Here is a 14,811-nt window from a genome sequence, read left to right as displayed (position 1 = left end):
TATAGCGCAAACCCCGGTTTTTCCCGGGTTTACGGCAATGCGACATATAGGGTCGCAAAGGCGCAGTTTAAACCGCCGGCACAGGTTATAGGCAGGCTTGTCGAGCGGTGCGGTAAATATGTACCGCACAAAACCGATCTTCGTCTGTTTTGCTGGCGACTCATCCAAACGCTAAGGGAATAGCGCATGAGTCGACACGAAAACGATCGCCCTTCAAATGTCGGTGGCAATGAATCCGCCACTCAACCAGACGATCACTACCATCACCTGTTCAACAATCTGCCGACCTGGGTATTGGAAGCATCGCCCGCTACACGCGACGCCCTCAAAACCGCCTCGCTTGCCACGCCGCACTGGCACGGCACCGCGACATCCCTGCAACACCAGTCGCTGAAAAAGCTCAGCCAGGAACACTGGACCCAGCGAAATCGACTGGACTCAACGCTGTCGAAGCTGCAAAGCGCACGCGCCTTTGCCGAAACCCTGCTAAGCGTGGCCCTGAAAACCCGGTTTGATCTGGAACTGGACGTTAAAACCACCTTCCTGCGCCTGTACATCCCGCAAACCGTGCCCTGGTTCGGGATCAAGACGGGCGCCGCGCGCACCTGGACCGTGTCGCTGCTCGACGCCGCCCTGCACAACTTCCAGGAATCGGAAATGGCGGCTGATGCTTATGAGTCCGCCTCGACGTTTATTACCGAACCGTCGCCCGCCGGGCAGTTCGATACGCTGCCGGCGGTCAATCAGAAGCTGACCGTCGCGGCCTTTGCGCGACTGTGCCGGGAACTGGACATCGGCGCCCGGTACAACACGTACCTCAAAGACACTCTGGGGCTGACCAACCCGGTGGCCGGCGCGGTGTTGAAACCAAAGGTGATCAGCTCACACAAATCGGCACTCAAAGCGGCGCTGCAAATGGCTCATATCCGCAAGGATATTTCAGAGGACGCCTATGTCTCGATCCTGCGTCTTGTGGAAGGACGTTCCGGGGTGCGACTCAATGGCCAACCGCTGTACGGTCATGACCTGACCATCATGTCTTCCTCCCTGACCGGGATTGTCATTTTCGCGCCGAGCCTGGAGCGCGCACGCAAGGGAACACGGATCATCGCCTACATTCCCGACGATCCGGAGCATCCGCTCAAGGAATACCCGAACACCCTGGCGTTCCTGACCGAACTGACCCGCAAGCTGCGCGCCCCCGCCTACCAGACGTTCTTCAGCCGCTTCGTCGAGCACAAGGAAAGGGGCCATTTTTTCGCTGATCTCAACCATCGTCTCCAGCGCGTGACCTGGCATCAGCACAAGCGGGGCGACCCACTGCCGAGCTGGCGCGAAACGCCCATCGACAGACCCAACCTGCGGTTTTCGATGACGCCGTTCAGCGCGGACCTGTGGAATCATCTCTATCAGCGACAACTGAACAAGATCCTCAACGATGCCAGCACGCTGGCTGTCTCCACCGCCTCTGCCGACCGAAACGCGCGATGGGCATTGTGGGATGCCTTCAGCAAAGTGGCTTCGACGCTGCTTGAAATCGCGGCGTTCGTGGCATTGCCGTTCGTCCCGTTTCTCGGCGAAGTGATGTTGGGTTATATGGCCTACCAGTTACTCGACGAAACCTTCGAAGGCATTGTGGAATTGGCCGAAGGGCTGAAAAAAGAGGCGGTCGGGCATCTGATTACGCTCGCTGAAACAGTGGTTCAAGTGGGCACATTCGCGGTGGGTGGTGCGATTGCTGCCGGCGCCTTCAGCCGTTTGCTTTCGCACGAAGCGGTCGCGCTGGTCGACCCGCTCAAACCCGTCGCAACGCCGAAAGGAAAAATCCGCTACTGGAAGCAGGATCTGACACCTTACGAACAAGCACAGCGTTTGCCCGACGGCGCAAAACCCGATCAGCTTGGCCTCTATCGCAACGAGGGCAAGACGCTGCTGCCCCTGGAAGGAAAACTGTATGCCGTGAAACCCGATGGCACATCCGGCGCGTATCAGATCGAGCACCCGACCCGGGCCGATGCCTATCAGCCTTCTTTACTGCACAACAACTACGGCGCCTGGCACACCGAGCTGGAGCAACCGCTGGAATGGGATCGGGAAACGGTCATGCGTCGCCTCGGCCAGGATGTCGAGTCGTTCAGCAACGCCGAGCGCGAGCAGATCCTGCGGGTCAGCGGTTACCACGACAACGCCGTGCGCGAAATGCATGCCGAACATTACCGCCCGCCTTCGCTGCTGACCGACACGATCAAGCGTTTCAGAATCAACCGGGACATTGACACCTTTATCGAGCAGATCGGCAGCGATCAAGCCGAGCACTACCGAAAGGCCGATGTAACCCTGCAACATCAACTGCTGAGCGGCTACGACGCCTGGCCTGTCGACACGCCGATGCCGACACCGGAAGCCCAAACGTCGGCCTTCAGACAACGGACCGCCGAACTCGCCCGGAACTACCGCAAGTCACTGTTCGACCTGCGTTATCGCGCGCTGGAAAAAACCGATGACCTGCGAGTCCAGCGACTGCTCGATGATGTGCAGGGGCTACCCACCGATATCGCCGAAGAACTGGTAAGCAATGCGTCCGGCACCGAGCTGAAACAGCTGCACAACGGCCGAACGCCCCAGCGACTCAAGGACGCAGCGCTCAAAGCCATGGAAGCCGTGCGCGCAACCCGGGCGAGTGAAGGCTTTTATGCCGAAGCGCTGGACACCACCGACACCCACCGACTGGCCTTGCAAAGCCTGAACTCACTGCCGGATTTACCAGCCGAACTGCGTATCGAAGTGAGGGACTACTCTGCCGAGGGAACCTTGCGCGACAGCATTGGGCAGCCCGATGCGCCCATTCAAAAAACACTGATTCGCGCTGAAGACGGGACTTACCAGGTTGACCAAGACAATGGTTCGACGCCGGGGGATTTTTATCAGGCCCTGTTCCGGGCGCTGCCGGATGCGCAACGCAATAAGCTGAACCCTTCGATCGCAGACGCCCGAGCACTTAAACAGCGCATCGCCGAACACGCGCTGGAGCAACCGGGTTTACGCAGGCTGTACGCAAAAAATCCCCATCGAAAACCGTTGTATGACCCGACCACCATGCGCCTGCCCGGTGGTGCTGAAGGTTATGCTCGAGTCAACCGCGAGACACCGACGCTCAACGATCGGGTTCGCGAGGTTTACCCCAACCTGCCTCAGGAAGAAATGCAGTCGATTGTCCAGGCACTGCAACTTCATCCCGATGGTGCTCGCGTAGAACTTTCACGTTTGAGGAGGGAGCTGGCCCGACTGCATCAGGACCTGCGCGCCTGGGTCGGCGACTCACCCACGGCTCATCCTGAAACCGGGCGCCCGCTCAGCGAGCTGGAGCAACAAGCCGAGCGAAACAATCGCCGGTTGCTGGCCCAGGAAATCCAGCGCAGCTGGCGGCGACAGTCCGACCGGGACTTCGACACACCGGAGGGGGTTACTCAGTATGTGCTCAGGTTTGAAGAGCCGATCCTCGGTGACTTGCCGTCACTGAATGCCGACTTCAGTCATGTGTCACGACTGTCCTTGGAAGGCACCCGCAGCGTGCAGGGCATTCCCGCGTTTCTGCAGGGCTTCAGCGGGCTGCGTCGCCTGGAACTGCGCCGATTTTCCCTGGCCACGCTCCCCGACCCCATCAGCCGAATGCCAAACCTTCACGCCCTGGTGCTAAGCGATTGCGGCATCAAGGTCGACGCAGCCACGTGGTCGAAGCTGACGTCATTGAACAAACTGGCGATGCTGGACCTGTACAAAAATCCGTTTGAAACCCTGCCGCGCATCGACACGATGAGCGAACTGGTGCATCTGGACCTGAGCGACACCCGCCTGACAGGGATTCCGGCCAGCGCTCTGCAACACCCGAAGCTCGAAACCCTCCTGCTGATGAACAACCGCATCAGCGAGTTGCCTGCCGGGTTATTCGAGAGCTCGCTGTACGACAAGCGCGGCCTGCACCTCACCCACAACCCGCTTTCGAACAGCGCCCGAGAACTGATCAAGCAACACCACTCCGAGAACGCCTACGACATGGGCGTCTATGCTCCCGAAGCAGATATTGATCGCGTCAAGACGTTGTACCCCGGCATGGAAGTCGAACAGGCCAGCGAGTTTGTCTACGAATTGCCGGGGACTCTGGCGGATGGCCGTACCTATCTGACACGCCTTGAAGAAGAGCTCACCCAACTGAAAAATGATTTGTCTGCGTGGACTGCCGATGTTCCGGACCGGCATGCCGTGACGGGCGAAGCGTTCAGCGCCGACCAACTCGCTGCCGAGCACGCCAACCGAGACGAATTCAAGCAGGCACTTGAGAAGTGCTGGCAACGTGAGTCTGAACTGGATGATTTCAACGACACACTTGAGCCGACGTTCGAACTCAGGGTTCGTCCGGTCATCAATGGAGAACTGCCGGCCCTGAGTGCAGATTTCAGTCATGTTTCCGCGCTGGAGGTGCACAGTGCCGAGGGCGCTACGCGACTCGGGCGTTTCCTCGAGTCCTTTCCCAACCTCAAGAGCCTGAGGCTGCGCGAGTGTGACCTTGGTGACATTCCCGATTCGGTCTTCAAAATGGGGCGCTTGCGCTCACTGTCGCTTCCCGATTGCCGGGTCAGCCTGTCAGCAGAGACGGCAAGCGCATTGGCAGGAATGGAACAGCTTGACTACCTCGACCTAGGCTTCAACCCGCTGGGACGCACGCCTGATCTGAGTCAAATGCCGGAACTGTCGACAGTATTGCTCAACGACACCGGCATCACCGACATACCCGATGGCCTGCTTCACCTGACGGACCTGGACTGGGCCGACTTGAGCATGAATGCGATTACCGAGGTGCCCAGCGACTTGCTGGAATTACCGGTGGAGGTTGCCGAAAACATCACCTTGAGAGGCAATCCGTTTTCGGAGGAAAGCCTCGCGCGACTGGTCCGCTACTTTGAACTGACCCGTGCGGATTTTGGTGTGGAAGAGGTCATCAACCGAGGTGAAATGCAGGTTTCCACCTCAGAGGGTTCCGAGATCGACGAGTAAAATCAGCCGCGTTCGGACGGCACCGACGACAACTCGAATGGACTGCTGCTGCGCCGCTGGTTGCGATCTTCCCGCGGCGTGGCGCCGAAGAAGTTGCGGTAGGCGCTGGAGAAATGCGGCCCCGAGGAGAAGCCACACGACAGGCCGATCTGGATGATCGACTTGCTGGTTTGCATCAACATTTGCCGGGCCTTGTTCAGGCGCAGTTCCAGGTAGTACTGGCTCGGCACACGGTTGAGGTATTGCTTGAAGATCCGCTCCAGTTGTCGACGGGACACGCACACGTGCTGGGCGATTTCGTCGGTGGTCAGCGGTTCTTCGATATTCGCTTCCATCAGCAACACCGCTTGGGTGAGCTTCGGATGGCTGGAGCCCAAGCGGTTCTGCAATGGAATGCGTTGGCGCTCGCCGCCCTCGCGGATGCGCTCGACCACCAGTTCTTCGGAGACGGCACCGGCCAGTTCGGCGCCGTGATCACGGGCCAGCACCGCCAGCAGCAAGTCGAGCACCGACAGGCCGCCGCAAGCGGTCAGACGATCACGATCCCAGTCAAACAAATGACTGGTGGCGATGACTTTAGGGAAACGCTCAGTGAAATCGTCCTGCCAGCGCCAATGCACGGCAGCGCGGTAACCGTCGAGCAAACCCAGTTGCGCCAACGGGTAAACACCGGCAGACAAACCACCGATCACGCAGCCAGCACGCACCAGTTGTTTCAGCGAACTACTGAGTGCCGGTGCGAGTGTGGTTGGCGGCTCATCGGCGAGCAGAAACAGTTTGTGAAAGTTTTCGAGCTTGCCGGCCCACGGTTCACCCGGCAATTGCCAGGCGCCTTCGGTCGGCGGTTCGGCCTGCAAAAACGACAATTCGTAGACAACATCCGGATGCACACGCTGGGCAACACGCAAGGCCTCCTCAGCCAGCGCAAGCGTCAGTGCTTTAGTGCTGGGCCAAATCAGGAAACCAATTCGATGGGCAGTCATGGCGGGCAATCCGAAACGAAAACAGTGATGAAGGCATGGGCCAATGCTAGCCCGTAAATGAACGCAAATCTCAAAACCAGCAGCAACTCCCTGTAGGAGCGAGGCTTGCCCGCGAAAGCGGTGTATCAGTCAACATCATTGCTGTCTGAACCACCGCCTTCGCGGGCAAGCCTCGCTCCTACAGGGATCGGGGTCAGCTTCTAATTTGCGAAGCATGCACTATCCCGGTGCGCAACGGGAGTTCGCTTTACTTCAGGCTGCCCGAGAGGAATTGCTGCAAACGTTCAGACTGTGGATTGACCAGCACTTCGCGCGGGTTGCCGCTTTCTTCAACGACGCCTTTGTGCAGGAACACCAGCTGATTCGACACTTCACGGGCGAAGCCCATTTCGTGCGTCACCACCACCATGGTCCGGCCTTCCAGCGCCAGGGCCTGCATCACTTTCAGCACGTCGCCGACCAGTTCCGGGTCGAGTGCCGACGTCGGTTCGTCAAACAGCATCACCTCAGGTTCCATCGCCAGCGCACGGGCAATCGCCACGCGCTGCTGCTCGCCGCCGGACATGTGGCCCGGGTAAGCGTCTTTACGATGCGCCACGCCCACCTTGTTCAGGTAGTGCTCGGCCTTTTCACGGGCCTCGGCCTTGGACATGCCCAGCACGTGAACCGGCGCTTCCATGATGTTTTCCAGCGCGGTCATGTGCGACCACAGGTTGAAATGCTGGAACACCATCGACAGGCGCGAACGCATGCGTTGCAGCTGTTTCGGGTCGGCCGCTTTCATCGCGCCGTCCTTGTTCGCCACCAGTTTCAGCTCTTCGTTGTTGAGCAGAATCCGGCCCGCGTGCGGCTGTTCGAGCAGGTTGATGCAGCGCAGGAAAGTACTTTTGCCGGAGCCACTGGAGCCGATGATGCTGATCACATCGCCGGCCGCCGCTTTCAGGGACACGCCCTTGAGCACTTCGTGACTGCCATAGCGTTTATGCAGGTCTTGGACTTCAAGTTTGTACATGCGGTCGGTTCTCACAAAAACAGTCAGTCAGTCGTTGAGCAAGCGCCCGTGACGCAGCGCTTCGCGCCCCGCCACCTTGGCCAGCCAGAAACCGGGTTGGGCATAACGCAGCCGTTCAATGGCAAACAGCACCCCGGACGTACCAGCACACACCGTGCTGACCCGATCCGATAACGGATCGATCACTTCGAAAATCTCGTCGCCGGCTTCGATCCACTCGCCGGGTTTACGCAAGAAACTGATCACGCCAGGGTGCGGCGCGAACAGCAATTCAGTGCCTTCGAACGGCAGGCCTTCGCAAGCGTCTTGCGCAGGTTTCGGCCATTCGCCGCTGATCAGACCCTGCTCGGCGAGGAACGCCAGAATACCTTCAGCGTACGCCTCGGCCTCAGCGCGACCGGTATCGGCCTGACCACCTAATTCAATGGTAGTCGCCAGGCAGGCCAGCGGGATTTGTGCATCAGGAAACTGACGCGACAGTCGCAACCACGGCAGCGAGCAAGCCTCGTCAAAGGAACTGCCGCCGGAATCTTCCGCCAGCAGCCCCACTTTCACATTCAGGTGCGCGGCGAGCGAACGCCATTGCGGCCAGTGTTGCGGCAAGGCGTACATGTGCAGCGCCGCTTCGGTATCGCAATGCAAGTCCAGCACGACATCAGCGGTGCAAGCGTGGCTGAGCAGGATGCGCTGCATGCCTTGCAGCTGACTCGCGGCCGGCGGCAATGCGGCCAGCGCATCGCTCATGGCCTGACGGATCAGCTGAATATTGGCGTGCGGATCATCACCCAGACGCCCTTCCACCGCGGCGGCCACTGGCGCGCTTAGCTCGACGAAATCCCGGTTGAAGTTCTTGCCGCTGCCCGCTTCGAAACGACCTTGATGGCTGCCTTGCAACAGTTGACCGAGGCCCAGTGGATTGGCCACCGGTACCAGTTCGATCACGCCGTTGAGCAAGCCTTGGGCTTCGAGTTCGGTCAGGCGCTTTTTCAGCTCCCAGGCCGTGCGCATCCCCGGCAGTTCATCGGCGTGCAGGCTGGCCTGGATGTAAGCCTTGCGCTCACCCGTGCCGAAGCGGAACACCGAAATCTGGCGTTCGCTGCCCAGGTGGTTCCACGGCAATGAATGATCGATGCGTTCCATATCAGTGCTTCCGCGGGGCCAGATAGCCCAGCCAGCGGCGCTCGGCCAGTTTGAACAGCTTCACCAGAATGAAGGTCAGGCACAGGTAGAACACACCCGCCGTGATGTAGGCTTCAAACGGCAAGTAGAACTGAGCGTTGACCGTGCGCGCGGCGCCGGTGATGTCGATCAGGGTCACGATGGACGCCAGACTGGTGGTCTGCAGCATCATGATCACTTCGTTGCTGTACTGCGGCAGCGCCCGGCGCAGGGCCGAGGGCAGCAGGATGCGCTTGTACATTTTGTAGCGCGACATGCCCATGGCCTTGGCCGCTTCGATTTCACCGTTCGGCGTGGCACGCAGGCTGCCGGCGATGATTTCAGCGGTATAGGCGCTGGTGTTGATCGCAAAGGCCAGGCACGCACAGAACGTCGCGCTGGACAGCCATGGCCACAAGAAGCTTTCACGTACCGCTTCGAATTGCGCCAGCCCGTAGTAGATCAAAAACAGCTGCACCAGCATCGGCGTGCCGCGGATCACGTAGGTGAAGAGCCAGGCCGTCATGTTGACGACTGCGTTCTTCGAGACGCGCATCAGCCCCAGCGGCAGTGCCGCCAGCAGGCCGAAGAACAGCGACAGCGCGAGCAATTTGAGGGTGGTCACCAGGCCGCCGAAGTACAGCGGCAAGGCCTCCCAAATGACGTTGTAGTCGAAGATCATAGATCAGCCGCCCTTACGCCTACCGAGTAGCGCTTCTCAAGGTGACGCAATGCCAGCAACGAGACACTGGTGATCACCAGGTACATCGCCGCCACTGCGAGGAAGAAGGTGAAAGGCTCGCGGGTGGCATCTGCCGCCTGCTTGGCCTTGAACATCATGTCTTGCAGACCCACCACCGAAATCAGCGCGGTGGCCTTGGTCAGTACCAGCCAGTTGTTGGTGAAGCCCGGAATCGCCAGGCGAATCATCTGCGGCACCAATACCCGGAAGAACACCTGAAAACTGCTCATGCCGTAGGCCATGCCGGCTTCAGCCTGCCCTTTGGGGATCGCCATGAACGCGCCGCGGAAAGTTTCCGACAGGTACGCACCGAAGATGAAGCCCAGGGTGCCGATACCGGCGGCCAGCGGGTTCAGGTCGATGTAGTCGTCAAAGCCGAGCATCGGCGCCACGCGGTTGAGCAGGTCCTGGCCGCCGTAAAAAATCAGCAGGATCAGTACCAGATCGGGAATACCGCGGATCACCGTGGAATACAGGTCGCCCAGCCAGGCCAGCCAGCGAATCGGGGACAGACGCAGCGCAACGCCGATCAGACCCAGAAAGATGGCCAGGACCATGGACGACAAGGCGAGCTGAAGCGTCAGCCATGCGCCATCGAGGATGACAGCCCCGTAGCCTTTCAACATGATTCAGGTCCTCGAAAAGGGGGATGAAAAAATGGCGCAAACCTCAGAGATCCTGTTGCTTGCGCCATTTCGGACTTGTCGCCGAGACGTGTTACTTGCCGTAGATATCGAAGGCGAAGTATTTGTCCTGGATTTGCTTGTACTTGCCGTTCTCGCGAATGGCCGCGATCGCGGTGTTGATCTTGTCTTTCAGAGCGTCGCCCTTGCGAACCGCGATACCCACGCCGTCGCCGAAGTATTTGACATCGGTGAAGGCCGGGCCAACGAAGGCGAAACCTTTGCCGGCGTCGGTTTTCAGGAAACCGTCATCCAGCAGCGTAGCGTCTGCCACGGTGCCGTCGAGGCGGCCAGCGGCCACGTCGAGGTAGATTTCGTTCTGCGAACCGTAAGGCTTGATCTCGGCACCCAGCGGGGCCAGGACTTCGCGGGCGAAACGCTCGTGGATCGAACCACGTTGCACGCCGATGTTTTTGCCCTTCAACTCGGCCAGGCCTTCGCTGACTTGAGTGCCGGCCTTCATGACCAGGCGAGCCGGGGTGTTGTAGTACTTGTTGGTGAAGTCCACGGATTTCTTGCGGTCTTCAGTGATCGACATGGACGACAGGATCGCGTCGATCTTGCGCACTTTAAGCGCCGGGATCAGACCGTCGAACTCTTGCTCGACCCAAGTGCACTTGACCTTCATCTCTTCGCACAGGGCGTTGCCGATGTCGTAGTCGAAACCAACGATGCTGCCGTCCGGTGCTTTGGAAGCGAACGGAGGGTAAGCCGCTTCGATACCGATTTTCAGAGGCTTTTCATCGGCGAAAGTCGGCAGGGACAGCACGGACAGTGCCAGGGCGCCAAGCAGCATGAGTTTCTTCATCTTGGGACTCCATCGGTAAAGGGCTAAAACGGCAGAGTGAGCGACAGCCCAATATGCGAATGAGTGGAACCGGTAAGCGATGCTGCGTCCTACAGCGCATGTGCGAATTTCAACACAGGCAACGACGAGCGAGTGATCGGCATTCTAACGACAGGCCCGAAGCCGATATTTCTTCAATGCGACAACTAATTACAGAAGCACCGAGAAAGCCGCCCGGGCGCGTTGACAGCCTTGCAAATTCATGCAAGAGCAAAAGACAGTGAACCGATCTATATTGCAAATTGCGGGCCTATTATTGGCAAACCCTTCTAATCCGGCAAGCGCAGCGTTGTGTCTTATTTTTTATTGGGGTTGCAGCGGCCCGGGAATGGGGGTTGGCGTTTCCCAATGCCCCGTCTAGGAGCGTGCGGTTACACATTCAGTAACTTGAAGGGTGGCGGGTAACAGTGGGAATTGGCTTACGGATGAAGCCGATAATTATTGGGCGATGTTGATTCCGATGATCGTTCACACGCTCCGCGTGGGAATGCATCCAGTGACGCTCTGCGTCACATGCAGTAAGGGACGCGGAGCGTCCCGGGCGGCATTCCCACGCAGAGCATGGGAACGATCGGTACGAAAAAGCCCCGCTCGGCGCAATGCCGGACGGGGCTTCGATGACTCAAGAATCAGCGCTTACGCGACGTTCATGATCTTGTGCTCATCAATCAAATGCTGCACCACACCCGGATCGGCCAGGGTGGAAATATCTCCCAACCCATCGTATTCGGCGGTAGCAATCTTGCGCAGAATCCGGCGCATGATCTTGCCCGAACGGGTTTTCGGCAGACCCGGTGCCCACTGGATGACATCCGGCGAGGCAATCGGGCCGATTTCCTTACGCACCCAGTTTTTCAGCTCAAGTCGCAGCTGCTCGCTCGGCTCTTCGCCACCGATCAACGTGACGTAGACATAAATGCCCTGCCCCTTGATGTCATGCGGCACACCCACCACTGCGGCTTCGGCGACTTTCGGGTGAGCGACCATCGCGCTTTCAATCTCGGCGGTGCCCATGCGGTGGCCGGACACGTTGAGCACGTCGTCCACGCGGCCGGTAATCCAGTAGTAACCGTCTTCGTCACGACGCGCACCGTCACCGGTGAAGTACATGCCACGGAAGGTCTTGAAGTAGGTATCGACGAAGCGGTCATGGTCGCCATACAGCGTGCGCGCCTGGCCTGGCCACGAATCGAGAATCACCAGGTTGCCCTCGGCAACGCCTTCGAGGATGTTGCCCAGGTTATCCACCAGCGCCGGCACCACGCCGAAGAACGGACGTGCCGCCGAACCCGGCTTGAGGCCGTGAGCGCCCGGTAACGGGCTCATCATGTTGCCGCCAGTTTCGGTCTGCCACCAGGTGTCGACGATCGGGCAACGGGATTGGCCGACATTCTTGTAGTACCAGTCCCACGCTTCCGGGTTGATCGGCTCACCGACCGAACCCAACAGACGCAGGCTGCTGCCATCAGCGCCTTCAACAGCGGCTTTGCCCGACGCCATCATCGCGCGGATCGCAGTCGGTGCGGTGTAGAGGATATTGACCTTGTGCTTGTCGACGATCTTCGCCACCCGGGTGATGTCCGGATAGTTCGGCACGCCTTCGAACAGCACGGTGGTCGCGCCATTGGCCAGCGGGCCGTAGACGATGTAAGTGTGGCCGGTGACCCAGCCGACGTCGGCGGTGCACCAGTAGACTTCGCCCGGGCGGTAGTCGAACACACGCTCGTGGGTCATGGCGGCGTAAAGCAGGTAACCGCCCGTGGTGTGCTGCACGCCCTTCGGCTTGCCGGTGGAACCGGAGGTGTAAAGGATGAACAGCGCTTCTTCGGCGCCCATCTCTTTCGGCGCGCAAACACTGCCCGCCACTTTCATCAGGTCTTCGTACCAAATGTCGCGATGCTGGTTCCACTTGATGTTGCCACCGGTGCGCTTGCACACGATGACTTTCTGAATGCTGCTGGTTTCCGGGTTGGTCAGCGCGTCGTCGACGTTGGTCTTGAGCGGGATCTTCTTGCCGGCACGAATGCCTTCGTCAGCGGTGATCACCACTTTGGATTTGCAGTCGATGATGCGACCGGCCAGGGCTTCCGGCGAGAAACCACCGAACACCACCGAGTGAATCGCGCCGATCCGGGTGCAGGCCAGCATGGCGACCACGGCTTCGGGGATCATCGGCATATAGATAGTCACCACGTCGCCGCGGTGCACATCCTGGCCGCGCAAGGCGTTGGCGAACTTGCAGACTTGTTCGTGCAGCTCGCGGTAGGTGATGTTGCGGCTCTCGGCAGGGTCATCCCCTTCCCAAATGATCGCGACTTGATCGCCGCGCTCGGCCAGATGACGGTCGAGGCAATTGTAGGAAACGTTGAGGGTGCCGTCGGCGAACCATTTGATGTCGACATGGTGATCGTCGAAGGAGGTCTGCTTCACCGTGGTGAAAGGCTTGATCCAGTCGAGGCGCTTGGCTTGCTCGCGCCAGAAGCCGTCCGGATTGACGACCGACTGCTGGTACATGGCTTTGTAGGTTGCCTCGTCAGTCAGCGTATTGGCCAGAACCTCGGGACGAACGGGATACAGAGAAGCCGCACTCATCTTTCTTACCTCGGTGGAATAGTTGTTTTTGTATGCCCCCAGTTGTAGCCGGGCCGGGCCTATAGAACCATTCGACGATGGTAGTAACAAGCCCCTACAAATTACCGTGATAAGCCTGGAATGCGCTGTCTAAATGGACGCAAACCCTGTGGGAGCGTGGCTTGCCCGCGAAGAACGATAACGCGGCCCACCTGAAAAACCACATCACCAAAATCGCAATCGACCGGTTAACACAACCTTATTCGAGGATTGTTACAGGATCTGTCAAAGGTGTTTATCAAAACCCCACCTATATGAATGGACACCCCACGCCTAAAATCCGTCTCGCCAACAAGGCAACGTGATTAACCAAGTTACAGCCCCCACGAAGGCCGTTAATCCAAAACTTTTAATCAAGCTCCACACGCAACCCCAAAAAGGTTGCGTGACCCCATTCGACCTCTAAAAGGTAAATCTGAAATGAAAGCTTTATTAGTTCTGGCCCTCTCCAGCCTGTGCGCAACCGCCATGGCAGACGAGGTCCCGACTGATGTCGCACAGCAGAAACCAGCCATCGAGGAATACACTTACTCGACTCACCTGGACGTCGCCAAAGTTATCTCCATGAGTGAAGTCCCCAATGTGTGCGAAGTTGTTCCGGTGAAAATGGAATACGACGACTCCCAAGGTCAACGCCACATCCTGCGCTACAGCATCATGGGTAACGGCTGCACCAACGGCTGATCCAGACTGCACCGAATCGGACCTTGTCAGCTGATCGCTAACGGTCGATTCCAGCCCGGCTTCGGTCGGGCTCAGTTGTGTTTTGAAGCGGTGAAACCCCTTGCAAAACACAAGATGTAGTGAAAAACGCCGTTTTTGGCTGTTTTTTGAACAAATTCGATTCAGCGTCAAAATTAACGAAAAAAAATCTACAGCGGTCAAAGCCCTGTAATACCTCGGTTTGCTCCAAAAACCACCCCTTCCGGCCCCTCCATGAGCCGATTCGCCGCACCACGCCGGCAAAAATTTCCCTATAATGCCGGCTTAAACGGGCCTGCAATATTCCCTTACAGGGACGAAAAGCCAGTCTGAAGCCCACGCCGAAGTCCTCACCGATTTCTGCGCCCCTCAGAGGCTCTCGGAACCCCGTACAAAATTATGTTTATTTGCCTGCGTGTACCGCTGCAAAAAACGCTATCCAACGCGGCCAGTACGGCCGTGTGAAAAACCAACCAATCAGTTTTCACACGGGCATCTGGCCCTCACGCAGGAGACGACACGTCATGCTGAGCTGGGACGAATTCGACAAAGAAGACAGCGGCGAGACCGTGGTAAAAGGCGCAAACGCCGGCCACGCGACTGAAGCCAACATGGACCGACTCGACACCGCTGGTGGTGTCGCCGCTCAAGAAGCTCGCGCCGTCACCGCGACCGACTCTGCCGCTATCGCCCGTGCCAAAGCTGCCCTGGACAACCTCGACATCGCCGAAGGCCTCGCCGAACTCGAAGGCGCCTCCGCCCGCGTCGCCGTCGACGAAAAGCGCATGATCAACTGCCGCGCCGACCTCAACCAACTCGTACCCTTCAAGTACGACTGGGCCTGGCAGAAATACCTGGACGGTTGCGCAAACCACTGGATGCCGCAAGAAGTCAACATGACCGCCGACATCGCCCTCTGGAAAGACCCGGAAGGCCTGACCGACGACGAACGCCGCATCGTCATTCGATTCAGAGGCTTTTTTTCCTGCGGCGTCTCCCTG

The 14,811-nt window shown here is 58.7% G+C and carries 10 protein-coding genes; 3 read left to right on the top strand and 7 right to left on the bottom strand.

The window, feature by feature from the left end; genetic code table 11:
* Positions 1–186 precede the first annotated feature (186 nt).
* Complete coding sequence (locus ACIQV9_RS23215; protein ID WP_403106432.1) at positions 187–5,052, top strand: dermonecrotic toxin domain-containing protein; 4,866 nt, start codon at positions 187–189, stop codon at positions 5,050–5,052.
* Between the two features lie 2 nt (positions 5,053–5,054).
* Here ACIQV9_RS23215 and argR read toward each other — a convergent pair whose 3' ends face one another.
* The 7 genes from argR to acs all read right to left on the bottom strand — a co-directional run bounded on the left by argR (position 5,055) and on the right by acs (position 13,069).
* Entirely contained in the window at positions 5,055–6,035 is a 981-nt protein-coding gene (argR, locus tag ACIQV9_RS23210; protein WP_403106429.1) for a transcriptional regulator ArgR, read from the bottom strand.
* Between the two features lie 247 nt (positions 6,036–6,282).
* Positions 6,283–7,047 carry an ABC transporter ATP-binding protein gene (locus ACIQV9_RS23205; protein ID WP_109634103.1) on the bottom strand — a complete coding sequence of 255 codons (765 nt, stop codon included), beginning with the start codon at positions 7,045–7,047 and terminating at the stop codon, positions 6,283–6,285.
* A 27-nt stretch (positions 7,048–7,074) separates the two neighbouring features.
* Positions 7,075–8,187, bottom strand: a complete 1,113-nt coding sequence (locus ACIQV9_RS23200) for a M14 family metallopeptidase (protein ID WP_403106427.1) — start codon at positions 8,185–8,187, stop codon at positions 7,075–7,077.
* Position 8,188: 1 nt separating this feature from the next.
* Positions 8,189–8,887 carry an ABC transporter permease gene (locus ACIQV9_RS23195; protein WP_403106425.1) on the bottom strand — a complete coding sequence of 233 codons (699 nt, stop codon included), beginning with the start codon at positions 8,885–8,887 and terminating at the stop codon, positions 8,189–8,191.
* On the bottom strand, positions 8,884–9,573 hold the full coding sequence (locus ACIQV9_RS23190; protein ID WP_401362289.1) for an ABC transporter permease: 690 nt from the start codon (positions 9,571–9,573) through the stop codon (positions 8,884–8,886). Before ACIQV9_RS23190 ends, ACIQV9_RS23195 begins: the two co-directional genes overlap by 4 nt.
* A 91-nt stretch (positions 9,574–9,664) precedes the next feature.
* Positions 9,665–10,438 (bottom strand): ABC transporter substrate-binding protein, encoded by a 774-nt coding sequence (locus tag ACIQV9_RS23185; RefSeq protein ID WP_403106421.1) that lies wholly within the window; start codon positions 10,436–10,438, stop codon positions 9,665–9,667.
* 675 nt (positions 10,439–11,113) lie between these two features.
* Positions 11,114–13,069, bottom strand: coding sequence for an acetate--CoA ligase (gene acs / locus ACIQV9_RS23180; RefSeq protein WP_109634109.1), 1,956 nt, complete (start codon positions 13,067–13,069; stop codon positions 11,114–11,116).
* A 459-nt stretch (positions 13,070–13,528) separates the two neighbouring features.
* Between acs and ACIQV9_RS23175 the strand changes: the two genes are divergently transcribed.
* Complete coding sequence (locus ACIQV9_RS23175; RefSeq protein ID WP_094471096.1) at positions 13,529–13,792, top strand: DUF2790 domain-containing protein; 264 nt, start codon at positions 13,529–13,531, stop codon at positions 13,790–13,792.
* A gap of 542 nt (positions 13,793–14,334) precedes the next feature.
* Positions 14,335–14,811 (top strand): ribonucleotide-diphosphate reductase subunit beta (locus ACIQV9_RS23170; RefSeq protein ID WP_403106418.1); only part of this gene is annotated, 477 nt, incomplete at its 3' end.

It is taken from the genome of Pseudomonas sp. NPDC099000 (genome assembly GCF_044759925.1).
Lineage (GTDB): Bacteria > Pseudomonadota > Gammaproteobacteria > Pseudomonadales > Pseudomonadaceae > Aquipseudomonas.
Note: the sequence above shows the minus strand (reverse complement) of the source record. Positions and strands in the feature narration are given on the sequence as shown.

What these genes read in the sequence shown, in the direction of transcription:
- ACIQV9_RS23215 (WP_403106432.1), top strand. Translation starts at nt 187, where the DNA reads ATGAGTCGACACGAAAACGATCGCCCTTCAAATGTCGGTGGCAATGAA.
- argR (WP_403106429.1), bottom strand. Translation starts at nt 6,035, where the DNA reads ATGACTGCCCATCGAATTGGTTTCCTGATTTGGCCCAGCACTAAAGCA.
- ACIQV9_RS23205 (WP_109634103.1), bottom strand. Translation starts at nt 7,047, where the DNA reads ATGTACAAACTTGAAGTCCAAGACCTGCATAAACGCTATGGCAGTCAC.
- ACIQV9_RS23200 (WP_403106427.1), bottom strand. Translation starts at nt 8,187, where the DNA reads ATGGAACGCATCGATCATTCATTGCCGTGGAACCACCTGGGCAGCGAA.
- ACIQV9_RS23195 (WP_403106425.1), bottom strand. Translation starts at nt 8,887, where the DNA reads ATGATCTTCGACTACAACGTCATTTGGGAGGCCTTGCCGCTGTACTTC.
- ACIQV9_RS23190 (WP_401362289.1), bottom strand. Translation starts at nt 9,573, where the DNA reads ATGTTGAAAGGCTACGGGGCTGTCATCCTCGATGGCGCATGGCTGACG.
- ACIQV9_RS23185 (WP_403106421.1), bottom strand. Translation starts at nt 10,438, where the DNA reads ATGAAGAAACTCATGCTGCTTGGCGCCCTGGCACTGTCCGTGCTGTCC.
- acs (WP_109634109.1), bottom strand. Translation starts at nt 13,069, where the DNA reads ATGAGTGCGGCTTCTCTGTATCCCGTTCGTCCCGAGGTTCTGGCCAAT.
- ACIQV9_RS23175 (WP_094471096.1), top strand. Translation starts at nt 13,529, where the DNA reads ATGAAAGCTTTATTAGTTCTGGCCCTCTCCAGCCTGTGCGCAACCGCC.